The sequence below is a fragment of the Candidatus Nealsonbacteria bacterium DGGOD1a genome, assembly GCA_022530585.1.
Taxonomy (GTDB): domain Bacteria; phylum Patescibacteriota; class Minisyncoccia; order Minisyncoccales; family UBA5738; genus UBA5738.
In genome coordinates, this window is the sequence record CP092821.1 from 913,040 (window position 1) to 931,693 (window position 18,654).

The following is an 18,654-nucleotide window of genomic DNA, read 5'->3' on the forward strand; positions in this document are numbered from 1 at the left end:
TTATTTATTGTTTTTTACTAAGGTTTTTTAAACCTTTTTTAACTTCGGTCGCGTCAACCTTTGAATCCTCCCAGCCAAAGCTTTAAAGCTGTGAGCATCGCGACTGCTTAATCCTTTGTCCCTCCTTTCGTCGGGACGCGGGAGGGGTTTGAAAATCTTGATCAAGATTTTCAAACCCCTCCCGAAGCTTTTTTGTTATTACTTATTCAACGAACTGTTAAGATAGTAGTCAATTGCCTGGCCGTAATTGCTTTCGTCATAAAGTTTCTTAACTTGCGCCAGATCATTGGCCTGTTCTTCGGACAACACCGTGCCTTTCCTGAAATAATCAATCAGCGAGCCAACAATCTCCTGATCGGACGCGGCCTCGGAAACATCGCCGGTACTGGTGGAATTCTGTTCCAATCCCAGCACCCCGTAAACCTGTCTCTCTTTTTCGTCAATATCTTTCATCGCCAAACCGGCTTCTTTCACGATCGCGCCCGCGTTGGCCGGATTTTGCTTGACCATTGACGCCACTTCTTTCTTTGCCGCGGCCTTGGCGGTTTTGTATTCATAGAACGCCGCCGGCAAATTCTTTAATAAATTCTTTTGCGAGATCACATCAATCTCCTCAAGCCGTTTGGCCGCGAGCAACAAATTGGCCGCCGGATTTTTGTCCTGGCCGGTGGCAATCGCCATTCCCTTTTCGGTGGCCTTTTTTAACGCGTACAGCGGCTGGCCCGGCAACGCGCTTTGCGATGCCGCCACGGTTCCGCCCGCCAATCCCGCGATCAATAACCCGGCAAACGCCGCGCGATATTGAAAAACGAAATTTGACGCCAATGAAAGAAGCGACTGTTTATGTCCTATCGCTTCCTGTCCTAGAATCCGCGCCTTGCTCAAAACCGCCCAGTCCGCATCGGGTTTGATCTCCCTTAAAGTTCTTATTTGATTGATCAATTCTTTTTCGCCGTTCATAGGTTTTTTGAGCCTGATAAAGTTATGACGCAAAACCTTAAAAAATGTTACAGTGGGACAAGTTTTACAAGGTCGCACCTTGCACGATTGCAATCGTGCAAGGTGCGACCTTGTAAAACTTCTTAAGACAATTTAGTTCGCAGTTCTTTCATTGCCCGATGGAGCAAAACCCGGGTGGCTTCTTCAGAGCGATCCAGAAGGTGGGACACCTCCTTGATCGGCATATCTTCAAGGTAACGCCAGATGATGGCGTTTTGGTAATCTTCGTTCAAATCCACCATGGCTTTGCGCACGGTTTCCATATCCGAAGCCAGAACCGCTCGCTGTTCCAGATCAACCTTGGTATCAGCCAGCTGGCTCTCGACCAGCTCCGGCGAAACCGTTTGAATCTTGGCTTTGGCGCGGTAATGGTCGATCACCAAATTTTTGGCGATTTTGTACAGAAAAGCCCGCGGGTTTTTAATTTCATTCGGATTTGTTTTATAACTCTCCCATCCTTTGGCGAAAGTTTCCGAAGTCAAATCCTGCGCGATTTCCTTTGAATTCACGCGCAAAAAGACAAACCGGTAGATTTTTTCCACATGGTCGTCATATATCCGGCTGAATTTTCCCTGAATTTTATCCATAATTATCAAACAGCATAATTACCGCTTGTTTTATAAAGCGGCTTAATCAATCGTGTCCTATCAAATATATCACAATTCCCGACAAAAAACAAGCTAAAAGCTATTGACAAATCGGCGACACACTGATCTAATTTTATGAAATGTTGATCTTTAATTTATAGGCCGTAGTGTTGCGTTCGCCTGTTCTTTCGATCAACCCCTGTTTTAACATTGAACGGAAATCGCGGCGGATGGTTCTCTTGCTGATGGCCGGGAAAATTTTGAGAATTTCCCAAACCTGCGCGCTGCCGTTTTCCTTCAAAAATTCGGCAATCCGATTCTGGCGCGCGATCTGGCCGCTGGTTAATCCGCCCCTGTCGTCTTCATCGTCATCGTCATCGCTCTCGTTTTCTTCCTCGGACGGACTTTTGATTCCCCTTGCCGCCTTTGAAACCGAAACGACTTCAACCGTTTCCCCTTTTGCCGTAACGCCGGTTTGCGGTTCGTTTGCGGGATTATCCGTTGCCGACAAAACCGATTCGGGTACAATCATCGGCGCCGCCGACTGCCGAAGCTCCACGCTCTTCGGCAAAGGACAAATTATTCGGGCGTCCATTCTTCCCGCGGCCACCGACTCGAAATCCGCGGCCGCGGCTTTTGATTCGCCGTTTTGCGATTTTTCTCCTCCCAAGACATTTCTCGCTTCTTGACGCGACATTTCAATTTCATCCAAGGCCGGAACGATTCGCGCGTAATCGTTTTTCAGCTCGTTAATCTTTGCCGGCGAAACCCAATCCTGCGAAACCGCAATCTGGAAATAATCGTCCATCACCTCCAAAAGCCGCTTCAAATCATCCAAATAACCGTTATTTTCCATAACAAATTTGGCGATGATATCATCGGCGATCTCCCGCATCTTATAGCGCAGCGGCTCGCGCGCGGGAAAAAGAACGGTCAACCGGTAAACATCTTTGGCAAGTGTCGTAAGAGTATTTTTGTCCATAGAAATATTCCCCCCGTACATATTGTTATCTTGGATTGCGAAACCATTAAATTCAAATACCGTTGAAGGTCTAACCCTTGCGATTACGCAAGGGACAGACCCCAAAAGCCAAGCGCGACGCAATGCTCAAAGCATTGCAGTAGCAATGCTTTGAGCATTGCAAAAATATCCAACCGCGCAAACCGAGTATATTATTACTTTTACACTGTTTTTAAAATTTGTCCAAAACGGAAATCAATCAGTTTTCAACTCCGGGAGTTCCGCCCGGAACCGCGCTCGTTTTCCAGAATAAACTCGGCAGGCGCGCCATGGTTTTTTTGACCGCGTTATCCCCCGCCGGCCATTTGGCTGCGGCAAGAACCGAATCGCGCAACCGGCAATCCGCGTCAAAAAGATACAGCGCTTCATTCGAGTTCCCCAGACCGCCGGAATAGATTTTATCCGCGGTAATTCCAACAACCGATTCGTCATCGGTTCTTTCCAATAAATACAAACCTCCGACCGGTAAAATTTCACCTTCGCCGAACGAAATTTTTATTTTCCGGTTTTTATTCTGCAATTGCCAGCCGGAAATATCCAAATCCCGGCCGGAAACATTTTTCAATTCCATCCATTCGTCGCTGTAACTTTGCGCGGTTCCCATCCACGCCACTTCATTGATGATAATCTCTTTTTCCGGCGCCGGTTTTCCGGAAACTTCGCACCATTGAATCACCGGCTTTGCCGCCTTAACGGTCTTGGTTTTATCCGATCCCGTTTCCAATGTACCGGTTGAATTCGCGATCCGCGGCTTAATTTCGACCCATTGGCCGCCCGCGCCGAAAACCCGGCTCATATCCGCTCCCAGCGCCGCAAAACCAATCCCCTGCCGCGCCCAAATCAAGCCGCCCGCCAATAATCCGGCGGCCAATAATCCGACAATAACAATATATTTCTTCTCAACATAAAAAATCATTATTCCATTATACCAACCTCATTGATTTTAACAAAAAAACCGCAACCGCGGCCTTTTTCTCCAACCACAAAAAGAATCATCGCGCCCGCCGTTTTTCGGAACCCTGCGAGCGCGACGGCGCGAACACGAGGAATCCCGCCGCGGCGGGATATCCATGTTCCGAAAAACGGCGGGCGCGATGATTCGCCGCCTCTATAACCCGCTCAATTCCCTGATCTTGGAAATCGGGATCACCGACACCTTGCCGGATTTATCGATATCGCAAATGCCCATAATGTTGCCTTCGATATCAAACGCGGGCGCGCCCAGCGCCTCGGCTTTTTCATAGATATTGGTGTTTATCGCGTCGGGCGTAAAATCGCGGACCAATCCTTCATTGACAAAATTATCTCCCGATGCCAACATCCCGGCCAAAAAGACCCTTTCTCCCGGGTCGAGATCGTCCACCCGGTAGAACCCGGCCGTGGACCAATTGGCATTTTCCAATTTCAAAATCACCAAGTTGAGCGCCTTGTCCCTTTTTAACACCTCGAATGACGCGGTTTTTCCGGCCGCGGTTATTTTCGCGGTCGCGCCCGCGGGAAACAAATCGTTGGGCAAAACCGCCAAACCGTCCGAGGTCAAAATCACGCCGGAACCATAGCTTGCCGCGCCCTTGGCGCCGGTGACTTTAACGCCGATCACCGCCCCGAAAACCTTGGCCGCCGCGTCTTTGAGCGCTTTGTTTTCCTGAATGGTCGTGATTTTGTTTTCGGTAACGCGCACCGGCGGCAAGTTCTCCCCGTTATCCCGGTTGAAAGGCAACAGTCCCGCGCAATACGAAAACGCCAGCAAACCGCCCAGCGCCCCGCTCATCACCACCGCCGCCACCGCGGCCACTATCGTCGTCAATCGTTTGATTATCATAATATTTTTTCCTTTTTTACCTCAAAAAACAGAATCGCGCAATCGTTGTTTGTCGCAGCATATGCGCGATGTCTCCCCATTTTGCGAATTTACGCAATAAAGAACGCGCATCGGAAAAAATCAGACTTGGGCGTGCCAAAAAGAGAAACCTCGCAGATTCGCAAATATGGGAGGACATCGCGCATGAGCCCGCTGCAACAAACAACGATTGCGCGATCCGTACCGCTACGCCTCCACTTTCGCCGCCTTGCGCGTTTTGATGTTCCTGACCGGCGAGTTTACGACAATCTCGTTGTTTTGGGCGTCCACCAAAACATTATCGCCGTCTTTAACCGTTCCGGAAACGATTTTCAACGCCAGCGCGTCCAAAACCAGCTTCTGAATCACGCGGCGCAACGGCCGGGCGCCCAAATTGGAATCAAACCCGCGCTGGGCCAGCATTTCTTTGGCCGCGGCGGTTATTGTCATACGGATGTTCTTTGAATGCAAGCGCTTGTCGACTTTTTGCAATTCCAAATCAACGATTTTGGTTATTTCCTCTTTGCCAAGATAATTGAAAATCACGATCTCATCGACCCGATTTAAAAATTCCGGGCGGAAAGCCTCCTTTAAAACCGCCATCACCTTATCGTGAGTTTTTTCCTTGGTGATGTCTTCGGCGGATTGCATCGAAAATCCCAGCGACGCTTCCCGGGCGATGATATCCGACCCGATATTGGAGGTCATAATCAGAATCGCGTTTTTGAATGACGCCGTGCGGCCCTTGGCATCGGTCAAGCGGCCGTCTTCCAATATCTGCAACAAGATATTGAACACTTCCGGATGAGCTTTTTCGATTTCATCCAAAAGAACCACCGAATAAGGCCGGCGCCGGATCTTTTCGGTCAACTGTCCGCCTTCTTCGTAACCGACATAGCCCGGCGGCGAACCGACAATCCGGGAAACCGTGTGCTTTTCCATGTACTCGGACATATCCATCCGAATCAAAGCATTCTCGTCGTTGAACAGAAATTCGGCCAAAGCCTTGGCGGTTTCGGTCTTGCCCACGCCCGTCGGCCCCAAAAACATAAACGAACCCAACGGCCGGTTTTCTTCCGAAATTCCGGCGCGCGCCCGGCGAATGGCATTGGAAATCGCCGTAATCGCGGCCTCCTGGCCGATCACCCGGCGTTTTAAAATATCCTCCAAATTTTGCAATTTGCGCGCTTCTTCCTCCATCAAGCGCATCACCGGAATCCCGGTCCAGCGGGAAACCACCTTGGCCACATCTTCCTCGGTCACCTTTTCTTTGAGAATCGGCCGATCTTTCTGAAACCGCGCCAATTTTTTTTCGGCGCCTTTCAATTCCTTTATCAACTGGGGAATCTGGCCGTATTTCAACTCCGCCACGCGCTGCAAATTGGCGTGAGACTCCTCCCGCTCGATTTCAAACCGATAATCTTCCAATTGTTTTTTCAAAACTTTGATTTTGCTGATGGTTTCCTTTTCCGAATGCCACTTGGCTTCCAATGATTTTGACTTCTCGTCAAGATCGGCCAATTCGCGGTTAATCGCTTTCAATCGCCGAAAAGTATTTTCATCGCGATCGTTTTTAATCGCTTCGTATTCCACCCGCAAATGCTGGAGTTCTTTGCGCATTTTTTCCACTTCCGTGGGTTCGGATTCAATATCCAAACGCAGAGAGCTCATCGCTTCGTCCATCAGATCGACCGCCTTGTCCGGCAAAAACCGGTCGGAAATGTAACGCGCGGCCAAATCGACGCACGCTTCCAGGCCTTTTTCGTCGATCTTCACGCCGTGGTGCAATTCGTATTTTTCCTTCAAGCCAAGCAGAATCAATTTGGCATCCTCGACCGACGGCTCGGCCACGAACACCGGCTGGAACCGGCGTTCCAAAGCCGGATCTTTTTCGATATATTTTTGAAATTCTTTCAAAGTCGTGGCGCCAATGGCTTTCAATTCCCCGCGCGCCAGCGCCGGCTTCAACAAATTCGACGCGTCAATCGTGCCATCGGCCGCGCCCGCGCCCACCAGCGTGTGCAATTCATCAATAAAGAAAATATAGCGGCCCGCGGCGCGATCCATTTCGCGCAACAGCGCCTTGACGCGGTCTTCAAACTCCCCGCGGTATTTCGTGCCCGCAATCAACGCGCCCAAATCAAGCGAAATGATTTCTTTGTCGCGCAGGCTTTCGGGCGCCGCGCCCGAAACGATGCGCTGGGCCAAACCCTCGATAATGGCCGTTTTGCCAACGCCCGCTTCGCCGATGAGCACCGGATTGTTTTTGGTGCGGCGGCTCAACACTTGCATCAAGCGCCGAATCTCGTTTTCGCGGCCGATCACCGGGTCCAGCTTGCCCTGCCGCGCCAATGTGGTTAAATTGCGCGTGTATTTTTCAATAACCTGATATTTCGATTCCGGTTCCGGATCGGTAATGCGCTGGCCGCCGCGAACCTTCATCAATTCTTTAAGAACAGCCTCATAATCCAATTCGCCGGTTTCCGGCGTCGCGAAACCCCCGTCGGAATGAATGAATTCGGCTTTGTCCAGAATTTCCTTGGCCTTGGTTTGCGTGCTCAAAAGCGCCAGAAAAAGATGCTCCACCGAAATGAATTCATCGCCCATTTTGTTGGCCTCCTCGCGGGCTTTGTCCAAAACTTTGGCCATATCCTGCGTCAGATAAAACTGGCCGAACGCCTGCGGGCTGGCGATTACGGGCAATTTGACCAAACCCGAAACCGCCCGGCGCTTCATATTCTCGGCGTCGACCGCCAAACGCTCCAATAAATTGAGAATCAAACTTTTGTCCTGCGACAACAGAGACACCAGCAAATGCAAAGCATCGATCTGCTGCTGGTTTTTTTCGCGCGCCAAATCCTGCGCGTATAGGATCGCCTCTTGAGCCTTGTGGGTAAAATTAGCCGCTGAATTCATACCTTTAAAAACAATTTTCAATTTTCAATTTCCAATTTTCATTGAATTTTCAATGAAACAATTTCCAATTTTCAAACAGATAAAAATTTGTTCAAAAATCAGATATTGGAAATTTAACAGAAATTTAAAATTAGAAATTCTTGGCTCACTGGTTTTCGCTCCGGTCGCCCAATACAACATCCGTGTTTATCTGGTCGGCGCCCCGTTGAACCTTCAAAGTCACTTTATCACCCGGATTATATTTTGCAATGATTTGAGCGAGCGGATTGGTCTGGGCGATCTTCTCGTTGTTTATTTCAAGAATTATATCCTGGTCTTTCAACCCGGCTTTCTGCGCGGGCGATCCGGCGACCACCGAAGCGATTTTGCTTTTGCCATCGGAATCGCCGGTCGTAATCCAGGCGCCGTAATCCACCGGCAGCTTATTCTCTTCTTGAATCCGGCTATCGACGGCTGTGTAGTAAATCCCAAGATACGGATATGTGATCTTGCCCGTATTTTTCACCTGGTCGATATCGCGCTTGGCCACATTCACGGGAAGAACAAATCCGATGTTCTGGGCGCCGCTGGCCGTGGCCGTGTTAACGCCGATAACTTCACCTTTCAAATTCAATAACGGGCCGCCGGAATTGCCTTCGTTGATCGCCGCGTCGGTCTGAATCAAGTTATCCAAAGTTTCGCTGGTTCCGCCGCCGCCCGCGGTAATGGATCGTTGCAACCCCGAAATCACTCCCACCGAAACCGTGTTGTTGAATTCTCCCAGCGCGTTGCCGATGGCGATCACGCTTTGTCCGATCTGCAAATTAGACGAATCGCCCAATTTTACCGCGGGAAATTTTTGGCCTTCGGCACCGGTTATTTTAACCACCGCCACATCCTGGGTCGGATCAAGCGCCAAAACCTTGGCCGGATATTTTTTGCCGTCGGTGGTAATCGCGGTGTATTCGGCGCTCGAATCGTTCACCACATGTTTATTGGTTATGGCCATCCCGTCTTCGCTCACGATAAATCCCGAGCCCGCGCCCACCTCCCGGCTTTGAGTGCCTTTCTGGCGCATCTGCGGCACTTGGAAATTGCCCCAAAATCCGAACGGATCAAAATCGTTTGACGGCGCCGAATAATATTGTTCGTAAACCGGCACATCCTTGGTAATTATGATCGATACCACCGCCGGCGAATAATCTTTAACCACTTTAATCACCGCGTCCTCCTGGGTCGTCTGCGGCTCGTATATAATCTTATTCCCGCCATCGGACGGCAAAGCGGTTCTTTGTTCCGATTCCGGCAATGAAAATCTTTTTATCAAATCTTCTATTTGGCCGTGATAAAACGCGCCCAAGCCAAAACCGACAGCCAGCGCGAGGATCACGATAATCGCGATGATTAAGCTTCTTTTCTTTCCCTCCGGCTTGTTTTCAACCGCCTGCGTCGGCTCCATTGTTTTATTCTCGGTTGAATTAAGATCATACATTGACATAATCTTAATAATTTTCAATTTTCAAACTCCAATTTTTGCGCCTCGGGCGCAAAAATTCATTGAAAATTGATAATTGAAAATTGTTTTGTTACATAGCTCTATTCCCAAAGTTTCTTCGCTTCTTCCCAAAATTGCGGTTGATCGCGCTTTTCCTTCATCCAATACCACCACTCCGACCCCCATAAATAGAATGTGTCAAAGCCGGTGTTTTTGGCGAATTCGATATTGTTTTTGAATTGTTTGATGTCCATGGTCTTGGCATCGCTGTCGCCGCCATCGTAAAGCTGATTGGCCGCCCACGGTTCGGCCTGCAATTCGCCGCAAATAACTCGCTTTTTAAAAACCAAACCGATAATTTTGGATTTCACCCAATAAAACGCCGGCGGGATCGGATAGGTAATATAGGTTTTTATTTCATGAAAATACACCCGGCGGTACATGGTTACCGCAACGGTATCACCGATCATGGCGGCGTTGAACCACCACGAACCCTCCCCGCTATCCGATATTACAACACGACGCTTTTGCTCGTCAAGAGACCGCGCCAGCGCCGCTTCTTTTTTTAAAAAATCTTTGTCGATCCACGGACAATCGCCGAATTGAAACAGCGGTTCGTTTTCAACCTGCCAAGAATCCACCGCGGAATTACCGCGATAATGCAACACCAGCGCTTCCAGCATCGCCAATATCTTTTCCTGTTGCCGTTCCTTGCCGATGTTCTTGGCCCATTCGGGCACATGGCATTCGGGCCAGCGCGGCGTTTTCATGCCGATGGCCAGCATAACTTTGGCGTTATGGAGCTTTGCCTGTTCCATCTGCCAATCAAGATCGGAAAAATCATAAACGCCATCCTGCGGCTCGATCAAATCCCAGTGCGCCGCGATCTTTAAATTCTTGACTTTCAAATCATCCAACAGCGCCAAATAGGCCTCTTCCCAGTCCAACCCCATATCCTTGGCATGTTTTTGCGAAAACGCCGCCCCCCAAGTAATGTTTTTTGCCATAGCCGCTTTATACATATACAAAAACCCGATCGCCAAGGCTAATGAAATTATTACCAGCCATAAAACAATTTTCTTTCGCATTAGTATATTATACCAAATTTTTCCCATAAAAAAATTTGGCAATTAAAGAAAATGTCCATACATCGGATGTCTGGACATTTTAAACCGCGCCGAATTTAGGCGCGGGTTTAGTCTTTTCCCAAAAGATAAACGCTAAACATTATTCCAATCGTCGTAACTGATTTCGGCTTGTTTAAGAATTTCTTTAAGTAACGGCACGCCGATAGCATCGCTTCCGTGCGGCGACGGAATACTGACTTTCAAAGTTCCTTTTTTCATAAAGCGATGCTTTCCTCCGCTTAGCGGGCCTTCAAATCCCAATTTCTTGAACTTTTTTATCAAAATTCGGCCAGAAACGGGATTAAGCATATTGTTTTGTCAGAACTCGCTTTGTTTTAACTGACGGCGTTAATCCGGGGATTGAATCGCCATCGGTCAATTTCAACAATATCCATTCTTCCAGCACTTCTTGCAATCCCTGCCGGCAAATTTCCAATGTTTTTCCATCCGCCCAAACTCCTTTAAGGCCAGGAATTTCGCCAAAATAAGTTCCATCTTCCAAAATCTTATAGGAAGCTTTTTTAAATTGTGATTCTATGTATTGGGTAATCATATTGTTTATCAAATTGTTTTTTGATTATACAATTGGCCGGCGAATAGTCAATTCAACGCGAAAATGGCCAGGCCGAGCATTATCAAGGCGATGGCGGCGGCTTTTTGGACAACGGCGCCGGAATCGACTTTTTCCTTGAGAACGCCGGGAAGAAAAATCGAGATTATCGTTGAAAGAACGAACAGTGAAATATATTGTATCCCGGCCATGGCGTTGATCACCGGCACGCTGGCTTGAGGAGCAAGCGACACCGCCAGACTTTGAAGCAAAAACGCGGCGCCTCCCGCGATCTGCCCGATGAAAAACAGAAAATTGGGCCGGGCGGCTTTTTTGACGCTGTGGCGGCCAAACACGGTTTTGCGCACATCGCCGGACAAAAGGAAAGTCAGCGCCGCGGCCACGGATCCAAAAGCCACCAGCAAAAACCCGCCCAAAAAAGCCAACCGCAGATAAACCAATTTTGACAACACCACCGATGACGCAAAAAGCAATGATGCCATGCCGATCCACAAAAAACCGCTCCTTTTGAAAGAAATTCCCTTGGCCATGATCAGCCAACTGCCGGCGATCAGCAAAAAAAATCCCGCCATTTCTTTCAACTCCAGCACCGCCTTCCCTCCCGAAACCAGCGCGGTCAAAAAAAATCCGAAAATCGGCACCAAACTGCCGATGATCGGCACCACGCGCGACGCTTCAAACCGCCTTAGCGCGGAAAGATAAAAATAAGAACCGTATATCTGCGCCGCGCCCGCGGCAACGCCAATCAAAAAAAGCGCCGGCGCGGGACCGGCCCACGCCCCGAACGGCAAAAGCAAAAACGCGATCGCGCTCAAAATGCCGATATAGAACGCGTAAAGCTTGGGATTGGAGATCGACCCGCCCAATAAAATTTTGTCGATCAGCGCCGTCGCCGCAAGCAATATGTAACTCCCGATGGCAATGTATAACCAGAGCATGAGTTCACTTCGTAATTTTCAATTTTCAAATTCCAATTTTCAATAAATGTTCCAATTATCCAATGAACAAACAAAAATACCGCGTATTCGTTTGAAAATTGATTCATTGTCCGCCGGAGGCGGATGCGCCTCGGGCGCAAAAATTCATTGTAAATTGAAAATTGATAATTGAAAATTAATTCAGTTTTCCTTTGTTGGCCACCAGCCTTTCAATATGATAGGTTCCCAGCTTTTCGCCTTCGATAAATCCTTCCATCGCCGCCTCGGCCAGATAGCCTTGGAAAAGCCAGTCATCCAGCCACTGGCCGATACAGTTCATATCTCCCTGCTCGATGCCAAAACCGGAACGCAACAACCAGCTCTTGTTAAAATCCTCTTGCGAACCGATGGGCGGCGCGACGATGATCGGCACCCCCAAGGCCGAATAAAAAGAAAGTTCGCTGGGTTTGGTCCACAAAATATCGACTTTGCGCAATGTCTTGTTGAAACGGTTGAAATAATTTCCGATTTTTTCTTCAAATAAAATTTCCAGATTCGGATTCTTTTCCAGCCTCAAACCACGGGCCGCGTTTTGGAACAATTTTTTCAATTTTTTATTCGTTCCCGCCGAAAGAACCAGTTTCATTTTTCCTTCCCTTATCCGCGGGGCCAGCTGGCGCGCGATTTCCAAACCGATCTCGCTTTGCGCGCCCGCGCCGCCGGCGGAAAACATAATCGCCGGCAAACGGCCCGCGCTTCTGGGCAAATCTCCCAAAGTTTTTTTCGCCAAATCGCCGTATTTTGAAAGATAAATTCCGGCCGGATCAAGATTCGCCAGCCGGCGGCCGAGATCAGCCTTGGCAACATCCATTCCCCCGATAACATCCTTGCCCGAAAAGATATTGCCTTCAGGCAACGGATAACCGGTCAAAAATATCCGGCGCTTGGGCACGCCGTAAAGTTTGAGCCGGGCCGCCACGCGGGCGTTCGGCGCGCAATAATTAATGCGGCTGGACATCGGATCCAGCGCGGCCCACTGGCGGCTGACATCCGCATCGCAAACGACCAAATAAATATCTCCCGGATAATCGAATTCTTCGGCCATAAACGCCGCGATAAAAAATGTGGTTACCAGAGGCATGGGATTTTTGGCCAGTTTGGCGATAAAATGCCTTCCCCATCCTTTTTTTATCAAACCATAGGTACTTTTGGCCAAAATCGGCGGGCGCGATAAATCCTTATTGGGATAAAATTCGATTATCTTCTGGAACAAACCGTCGTATAAAGAAAACGCCGGGCCGCCGACTAACGGAATGCGTTTAAAGCGCGAAATCGCTTCATAAAAACGCCGGCTGTCCTCCCAAATTTTTTTATCGCTTTTGGGGATTCCCTGATAATCATTGGCGTTAATAATCTGTCCCCTGTGCGCCAAACCCTTGAGCGGATGCGCGGTGCGCTGGTGCCCGTAACCCATATTCACGCAAACCACCCATGCTTTGTTTGAAATTTTATTTTCCATTTTCCGCGTTGTTTTGAATCGCGAAATCGGGCGCGGTTAATCTTTTTCGCGGCGGCGCGGCAAAAGTTAACGGAGAACGGTTTCGCGATTCAAAGCCATTATTTAATCATATCAAAAAATCTTCGGCGCGCCAAAAAAGCGGAACCGCCCGATTAACAACGGGCGCGAAGAATTATTTTAAAAAATCCTGTTTTTCGTTTTCTTTGGCGCGCCAAGCGACAACCGCCAAAAAAACATAGGAAACGGCCAGCCAAATAAAATCGATTTGAAAATTTATCGCCGCGTACGGCAAAGCGCTGAAAAATTCGGCGACACCCAACAAATACGACAGCGCCAACCATATCGGGAAAAACAACAACCACCCCAGCGCGGAATTGATCGCGGCCGCGATTGCCATGACAAACCCATAAACAGTAATAAAGAAAACCATCGGCTCAACCAATAAATTGGTTATCGGAGCGTAGAACGGAACATAGCCGAAATTGTAAATCAAAAGCGGTAAAGTGAAAATTTCGGCCGCCAAAGTTGTCGCCAGCGGCTGGCGCGCCCATTTGGAAATAAAATCGACGCGCCGTTCTATCGGTTTGGCGAAATACGCCATTCCCAGCACCGCCAAAAACGATAATTGGAAGCCGATGTCAAAACGCAAGACCGGTGGATTTTGCATGACCATAAACGCGGCGGCAATAACGATAATCCGCAATGTATCGCCGGGCCGGCCAATGATTTGCGCGGCAATTATTAAGCTGCCCATGATCCCGGCTCGCACCGCCGAGGCCGGAAAACCGATCATCGCGATAAACAGCCAAACAAAAACCAAAGTGGCCCGAAGCGCTTTCTGACGCCACCACCCCAACGCAATCAACAACGGCGCGATAATTCCAGCCATTATCGTAATATGGGTTCCGGAAACTGCGGCCAAGTGCCGCAATCCCGCGATATTCAACTTCTCTTTCAACTTGGCGCAATCAGGATCCGCCTCAAGCTCTTTTGTCGAGCAACCGGCCAAACCGCTTTGATCACCCAGCAGAATCGCGATTAAAAGCGAGTTATGCGGAGACGGCAATGCCTGGCCAATCCCCTCTTTCAGCTTGTGCTTAATCCAAAACAATCCCGAATAAATCAAATTGCCGTTGCCTTCGGAAATCAATTCTATTTTCGGATAGCGCGCCATGGAATAGACTCCGTCCTTGGCTAAATAATTTCTATAATCAAAATCGGAAAAATTTTGCGGTTCTTGGAGCGCGGCAATAAATTTGATCCGGTCGCCGTAGCGATATTCCGGGTAGCGGTTGGCGATCACCAAGATTTTTCCGTTAATACCGCCCGGCTTCAGAACGATCTGTTGGCTCGCCGGACTCAAAATCGGATCGCCGGCAATGATGCCTTCGATCTCCGTGGTTTTGCCGTTAAACTCTGTCAGTTGGTTATTCTGCGCGGATTGCCAAACGCTTTCAAACCGCCAAAAACCAAAAACGAAACCCGTGATCATTATTCCGACAACGGCGGTTTTATGGTTGTGAGCCGCCAGCCCGGCCAAAAACAAAACCGCGGCGATCGCCGCGGCCAACCAAAACAAAAAAGGAGAAACCTCAACCAGCGACGCCGTTCCCACCCCGGCCAGCATCGCCAAACACCCATAAAGAAAAATTTGGGCGACAACCATATGTAATCAATACAAACGAAGTTGGATTTTCGCGATTTATTTTGCGATAGTCTGCGCACGCGACGGCGGAGCAAAAGCAAATTTTCAGCAGAAAATTATGCGCTATCGCAAAATAAATCGCGAAAATCCAATTCCCCGCCCATTATCGCACCCGGCAATCCGGCACAAACGGCTTTATCAATTCCAGCGCCTCATTGAAAAATTCCGGCGGCAACGGCCGCAGACTCTCGAATTTCGGATCGATCGTGCGCTCAGGCCGGAAATTCTGCAAAAAATACTTGGGTTTCCGGCCGGAAACTTTTTGGCCGATCCATTCGGCCATTTGCGCCAGATCATCGGTCGTGTGAATGCCCGGCGCGCAAGTGGTGCGGAATTCAAAATCAATGTCCGAGTTTTTCAATATGAAAATGCTTTGCTCGATAACCTCCGGCGACATTGGCGCGCCAAAAACCAGCGAATAGCGGTTTTTCGGCAATTTGATATCCATTGCCACATAGTCGATCAGCTTATTTTCGATTAATTCCTTCAACATTTTCGGATTCGATCCGTTGGTATCAAGTTTAACCTTAAAGCCCAAATCCTTTATCTTTTTAATCAAATCCGGCAAATCGGGATTCAAAGTCGGTTCGCCGCCGCACAACACCACGCCCTCCAGCAACCCCTTCTTGCCGTTTAAAAAAACGAACAATTCCTCCTGCGTAATTTCCGACTGCTTTGCGATCAATTCCGGTAGCACCAGTTCCCTGGAATAGCACCACGGACACCGGAAATTACATCCGGCCAAAAACACCGTGGCCGCCACCTTCCCTGGATAATCGATCAATGTTGTTTTCTGCAAAGCGCAAATTTTCATATTTTTCCTTCGTTAGCCATTAACTTCAAATAAAAAATAACATCTTTCAACAAATTTGACCGAACCCAATCTTTTTGCTTATTGTTCAACAACTCGCCCAAACCATCCAAAATATTTTTATTATTAAATTTTTCCAACTTCGCAATGGATTTTTCCAGCAAATCGCCATAAGTCATTTTTGACTTTTTCTCCACAATTTCTTTATTTATCGGCCACATATTTTTTTTGAAAAACCAAACATCAAAAATATCACGATTGGTTCTCCCCAGGCGATCGTACATCGCGACCAATTTGCAAGCGAACATATCTTCCTGGATTGCCACTTTCATCGGAATCCCCATATATGATTTCACTTCGTAGCGGGAATCAAAACAGCGATGATTGATTTCAATTTTAACATTTTGCGCGCTTTTTTGCTTGTCGCGGTATGAAAGCAAAAAAAACAAATTAAATCTTTTAATTCTGGAATCTTTAACGACTCCGTATTTTTGTATTATTTCTTTTATGCGGCCAAAAACATATTCTTTTTCCCCAACATCAAGCAAATCGAAATCCAAATCCACGGAAAAACGATCCAGCCCGTAAAATAAATATGCCGCCGTACCGCCTTTGAAACCCAAAAACGGGCCGACTGTTTCATCGGAATAAATATCGCGCAAAACTTGGAGCAAAACATCTTTGTGCGCCGCGATATTAAGCATATTATTGTTCGGATTTGAACCCTTTATAATATTGATCAACCTTTTTGTTCATTTTTTTGTTTTCGTAAATCGGCAAAATATCAAAAACTTTTTCCCAATTCAACGGCCCCATATTGTCAAAATGATAATCCTTGCTCCGATAAATTACATCCAAAAATGCCCGCTCCGACGTCGCAATGGAATATTCCCCCTCCTGATCAACGCCCGCGGGATTGGTCAAAACTCCTCTTTTAATCCTTGAAAAAACATACGCGGTATCGTCGCAAACAACTTCCCTCTTCGCATATGAAGCGACAAAAATCTGGGAATAATATTGAAAATTTATTCCCGCCTTGACCAACACTGTTTCAAAACTGATATACGAAGGCCTCAAAATATGGGTCGCCAATTCATATTTGTCGTAATTTTTATCCTTGGCGTAAATCCCGCGGCGCAAATGGATGAGCTTATTATTTTTAAGATACGAATGCAATCTCACCTGAATCGCCCCGATATTGGAGTCGCCCCAAAGCAAAACCACATCTTGCACGGAAAAAACGGTCTTCTTTGACCTTAACAAAATATCCAAAAAATCACCTTTCTGCGCTTTTTCTTGCATATATTTGAACCCAAGATTAGCTTTAAGCTAATGTGCAGTTTAATTATAGCAAAACAAAAAAATCCCGCAATCCGCGGAATTATCAGTTTGTGAAACCGAAGTAAGAATTTTTCTTACTTCGGTTTCAAATCATTGAGATTATACTTAAAAACTATTTCTTGGGATTTAAAAATTCTTGACACGCCCGCACCGTTTCTTCCCCCTCATTGTAAATTATTTCCCGCACATTGGCGGCAATTTTTAATCTTTCTCCCAGCAAATCAACTTCTTTCCTTATCTCTTCCGCTTGGTCGATGATTTCATTATCGGGTTTATTCATTTTTACTAAACACAAATCAATATAAAGCTTGGACATTCCCAGATAAAGAGCCCCGGCATTATTGGAAAAACCTTCAATATCCATATCCTCTATTTTTTCTGCGGCCTGCGCGATCGGCATTTTTCTTAATTCCTGCATTTGCCTCGCCATTTCTTCCATTTCAACAATTTCTCTGTTTAAATCTTCCACCGCCTCCTTTGCTTCATCCAAAACCTCTGTTTCATCTTTTTCTTTCTCAATTTCATCTCCAATCTCTTTTGGCATATTTTTTGTTATTATTTTTCTTTATAATACCCCCCCCCCGATTGCCAAAAGTCAAATTAAAAATAAAAAATCCTACCCAATTATTAATTTCCTATTATGTATTTTCAGCGATAGCAAAATTTACATAATGGTTATTTGATTTCGTAAAAACCGGTCGGGTCGGTTTGGCCGGCATACATCCGCAGAGTGCAGGGCAGATAGCCGCTGTTTTTGTTTCTGCCGCATTTGTTGCAGGTTTCGATTGCGCACTGGTTGCGTCCGCATAGGTTGCAGTTTATCATTTTGAATTCGTGTGCGCATTGTTGTCTTGTTTGCTGGCGAACGGCTTGCGTTTCCTCTTTTTTCTTTTTGCTTTCCAAATAGCGGTCAACCACTTCTTCAATGGTAAAATCGGCGAGAGAAAAATCCGCGCCCGCATCGGCAAATATCCGCTCCTGCTGGCGGATATACATTTCCGGATCCATCATATCGGTGAATCCCAAATCATAAAGCGCCACCATCGCTTTTTTTTGCAACAGCGGCTTATCGCCAAAATAATTTTTCATCAGCACCAGCGAATAGAACCCCAGCGGCGCGTTGGCCGGCATTTCTCCCGCCGCCAACTTTTTTTGATAATTTTCAAAATAAAGTTTCAATTGCCATTTGGGCAAATATATCTTGTTTCCCTTGCCGGAAACCAGCAATTTTATCAATCTTATCATTTGAAAAGCGGACGGAAAAGCGCGGCCGGTATTAAGCCAAAAATGCCCGGATTGCAAATTGGAAACGCCAAGGCCTTCAACCAATGCCCGATAGCATTGCGGCGTGTAATAAAAATACCATTTTCTGTCTTTTGGCATCATCGCCACTTCATTTATCGTCATATCAATATTACCGACAATTCTGGCGATTGCCGCTTCCCTTGCCGGCGCCGCGATAATATCAATATCTTCGGCTTCCAGAGGAATATTGTTCATCGCCAACTTGGCTTCAACACGATTAAATTTTTCCACAACCTCCCTTTTTAAATCCGCAGGCAATTCCTTATAAATAAAGACTAAATCGAAATCGTTGATTTTTCTTTCCGCATCCCATCGTTTTCGATCGCGGCATTTATTTTGTAAAATTAACGATGTCAGAATAACAAATTTGACCACTCCGCCTTTTATCGCCACATCTTCTTCGCCAACCATCGCTCGCAAATAATTCTTGACATTTTCCGGCAAAAGCTCAAAAATCTTGCCGGTTAGCGGGGCTGAATAAATTTGCCGTTTTTGAATATTCTCCATATTTTTTGATTATA

18 protein-coding genes are annotated in these 18,654 nt (G+C 47.2%); all 18 read right to left on the bottom strand.

The window, feature by feature from the left end; translation table 11 throughout:
- Positions 1-198: 198 nt before the first annotated feature.
- Entirely contained in the window at positions 199-960 is a 762-nt protein-coding gene (locus L7H18_04500; GenBank protein ID UMX47673.1) for a DUF5667 domain-containing protein, read from the bottom strand.
- Between the two features lie 122 nt (positions 961-1,082).
- Positions 1,083-1,586, bottom strand: coding sequence for an RNA polymerase sigma factor (locus tag L7H18_04505; GenBank protein ID UMX47674.1), 504 nt, complete (start codon positions 1,584-1,586; stop codon positions 1,083-1,085).
- 133 nt (positions 1,587-1,719) lie between these two features.
- Positions 1,720-2,568, bottom strand: coding sequence for a DeoR family transcriptional regulator (locus L7H18_04510; GenBank protein ID UMX47675.1), 849 nt, complete (start codon positions 2,566-2,568; stop codon positions 1,720-1,722).
- A 238-nt stretch (positions 2,569-2,806) separates the two neighbouring features.
- Entirely contained in the window at positions 2,807-3,523 is a 717-nt protein-coding gene (locus L7H18_04515) for a lamin tail domain-containing protein (GenBank protein ID UMX47676.1), read from the bottom strand.
- Between the two features lie 192 nt (positions 3,524-3,715).
- Positions 3,716-4,429, bottom strand: a complete 714-nt coding sequence (locus tag L7H18_04520; protein ID UMX47677.1) for a hypothetical protein — start codon at positions 4,427-4,429, stop codon at positions 3,716-3,718.
- Positions 4,430-4,654: 225 nt separating this feature from the next.
- Positions 4,655-7,363 (bottom strand): AAA family ATPase, encoded by a 2,709-nt coding sequence (locus L7H18_04525; protein UMX47678.1) that lies wholly within the window; start codon positions 7,361-7,363, stop codon positions 4,655-4,657.
- A 145-nt stretch (positions 7,364-7,508) separates the two neighbouring features.
- Positions 7,509-8,840: a trypsin-like peptidase domain-containing protein gene (locus tag L7H18_04530; GenBank protein UMX47679.1), complete on the bottom strand. Its 1,332-nt coding sequence runs from the start codon at positions 8,838-8,840 to the stop codon at positions 7,509-7,511.
- A 98-nt stretch (positions 8,841-8,938) separates the two neighbouring features.
- Entirely contained in the window at positions 8,939-9,925 is a 987-nt protein-coding gene (locus tag L7H18_04535; protein ID UMX47680.1) for a beta-galactosidase, read from the bottom strand.
- A 132-nt stretch (positions 9,926-10,057) separates the two neighbouring features.
- Positions 10,058-10,273 (bottom strand): type II toxin-antitoxin system HicA family toxin, encoded by a 216-nt coding sequence (locus L7H18_04540; GenBank protein UMX47681.1) that lies wholly within the window; start codon positions 10,271-10,273, stop codon positions 10,058-10,060.
- A complete protein-coding gene (locus tag L7H18_04545) occupies positions 10,266-10,517 on the bottom strand; it encodes a type II toxin-antitoxin system HicB family antitoxin (GenBank protein UMX47682.1) in 252 nt (83 codons plus the stop codon). Before L7H18_04545 ends, L7H18_04540 begins: the two co-directional genes overlap by 8 nt.
- A gap of 47 nt (positions 10,518-10,564) precedes the next feature.
- Complete coding sequence (locus tag L7H18_04550; GenBank protein UMX47683.1) at positions 10,565-11,473, bottom strand: hypothetical protein; 909 nt, start codon at positions 11,471-11,473, stop codon at positions 10,565-10,567.
- Positions 11,474-11,648: 175 nt separating this feature from the next.
- Entirely contained in the window at positions 11,649-12,971 is a 1,323-nt protein-coding gene (locus L7H18_04555; protein UMX47684.1) for a hypothetical protein, read from the bottom strand.
- A gap of 172 nt (positions 12,972-13,143) precedes the next feature.
- Positions 13,144-14,637: a ComEC family competence protein gene (locus tag L7H18_04560; protein ID UMX47685.1), complete on the bottom strand. Its 1,494-nt coding sequence runs from the start codon at positions 14,635-14,637 to the stop codon at positions 13,144-13,146.
- Between the two features lie 142 nt (positions 14,638-14,779).
- A complete protein-coding gene (locus tag L7H18_04565) occupies positions 14,780-15,490 on the bottom strand; it encodes an anaerobic ribonucleoside-triphosphate reductase activating protein (protein UMX47686.1) in 711 nt (236 codons plus the stop codon).
- Positions 15,487-16,191 (bottom strand): nucleotidyl transferase AbiEii/AbiGii toxin family protein, encoded by a 705-nt coding sequence (locus L7H18_04570; GenBank protein ID UMX47687.1) that lies wholly within the window; start codon positions 16,189-16,191, stop codon positions 15,487-15,489. The genes L7H18_04565 and L7H18_04570 overlap by 4 nt, the downstream gene beginning before the upstream one ends.
- Before the next feature lies 1 nt (position 16,192).
- A complete protein-coding gene (locus L7H18_04575) occupies positions 16,193-16,789 on the bottom strand; it encodes a hypothetical protein (protein UMX47688.1) in 597 nt (198 codons plus the stop codon).
- A 151-nt stretch (positions 16,790-16,940) separates the two neighbouring features.
- Positions 16,941-17,372, bottom strand: a complete 432-nt coding sequence (locus L7H18_04580; GenBank protein UMX47689.1) for a hypothetical protein — start codon at positions 17,370-17,372, stop codon at positions 16,941-16,943.
- A gap of 131 nt (positions 17,373-17,503) precedes the next feature.
- Complete coding sequence (locus tag L7H18_04585) at positions 17,504-18,640, bottom strand: hypothetical protein (GenBank protein ID UMX47690.1); 1,137 nt, start codon at positions 18,638-18,640, stop codon at positions 17,504-17,506.
- Positions 18,641-18,654 lie beyond the last annotated feature (14 nt).

Excerpts from the sequence above, each read along its gene's own strand:
- L7H18_04570 (UMX47687.1), bottom strand. The coding sequence starts at position 16,191 with ATGCTTAATATCGCGGCGCACAAAGATGTTTTGCTCCAAGTTTTGCGC.
- L7H18_04535 (UMX47680.1), bottom strand. The coding sequence starts at position 9,925 with ATGCGAAAGAAAATTGTTTTATGGCTGGTAATAATTTCATTAGCCTTG.
- L7H18_04530 (UMX47679.1), bottom strand. The coding sequence starts at position 8,840 with ATGTCAATGTATGATCTTAATTCAACCGAGAATAAAACAATGGAGCCG.
- L7H18_04550 (UMX47683.1), bottom strand. The coding sequence starts at position 11,473 with ATGCTCTGGTTATACATTGCCATCGGGAGTTACATATTGCTTGCGGCG.
- L7H18_04525 (UMX47678.1), bottom strand. The coding sequence starts at position 7,363 with ATGAATTCAGCGGCTAATTTTACCCACAAGGCTCAAGAGGCGATCCTA.
- L7H18_04540 (UMX47681.1), bottom strand. The coding sequence starts at position 10,273 with ATGCTTAATCCCGTTTCTGGCCGAATTTTGATAAAAAAGTTCAAGAAA.
- L7H18_04585 (UMX47690.1), bottom strand. The coding sequence starts at position 18,640 with ATGGAGAATATTCAAAAACGGCAAATTTATTCAGCCCCGCTAACCGGC.
- L7H18_04545 (UMX47682.1), bottom strand. The coding sequence starts at position 10,517 with ATGATTACCCAATACATAGAATCACAATTTAAAAAAGCTTCCTATAAG.
- L7H18_04515 (UMX47676.1), bottom strand. The coding sequence starts at position 3,523 with ATGATTTTTTATGTTGAGAAGAAATATATTGTTATTGTCGGATTATTG.
- L7H18_04575 (UMX47688.1), bottom strand. The coding sequence starts at position 16,789 with ATGCAAGAAAAAGCGCAGAAAGGTGATTTTTTGGATATTTTGTTAAGG.
- L7H18_04520 (UMX47677.1), bottom strand. The coding sequence starts at position 4,429 with ATGATAATCAAACGATTGACGACGATAGTGGCCGCGGTGGCGGCGGTG.
- L7H18_04565 (UMX47686.1), bottom strand. The coding sequence starts at position 15,490 with ATGAAAATTTGCGCTTTGCAGAAAACAACATTGATCGATTATCCAGGG.
- L7H18_04580 (UMX47689.1), bottom strand. The coding sequence starts at position 17,372 with ATGCCAAAAGAGATTGGAGATGAAATTGAGAAAGAAAAAGATGAAACA.
- L7H18_04505 (UMX47674.1), bottom strand. The coding sequence starts at position 1,586 with ATGGATAAAATTCAGGGAAAATTCAGCCGGATATATGACGACCATGTG.
- L7H18_04500 (UMX47673.1), bottom strand. The coding sequence starts at position 960 with ATGAACGGCGAAAAAGAATTGATCAATCAAATAAGAACTTTAAGGGAG.
- L7H18_04560 (UMX47685.1), bottom strand. The coding sequence starts at position 14,637 with ATGGTTGTCGCCCAAATTTTTCTTTATGGGTGTTTGGCGATGCTGGCC.
- L7H18_04510 (UMX47675.1), bottom strand. The coding sequence starts at position 2,568 with ATGGACAAAAATACTCTTACGACACTTGCCAAAGATGTTTACCGGTTG.
- L7H18_04555 (UMX47684.1), bottom strand. The coding sequence starts at position 12,971 with ATGGAAAATAAAATTTCAAACAAAGCATGGGTGGTTTGCGTGAATATG.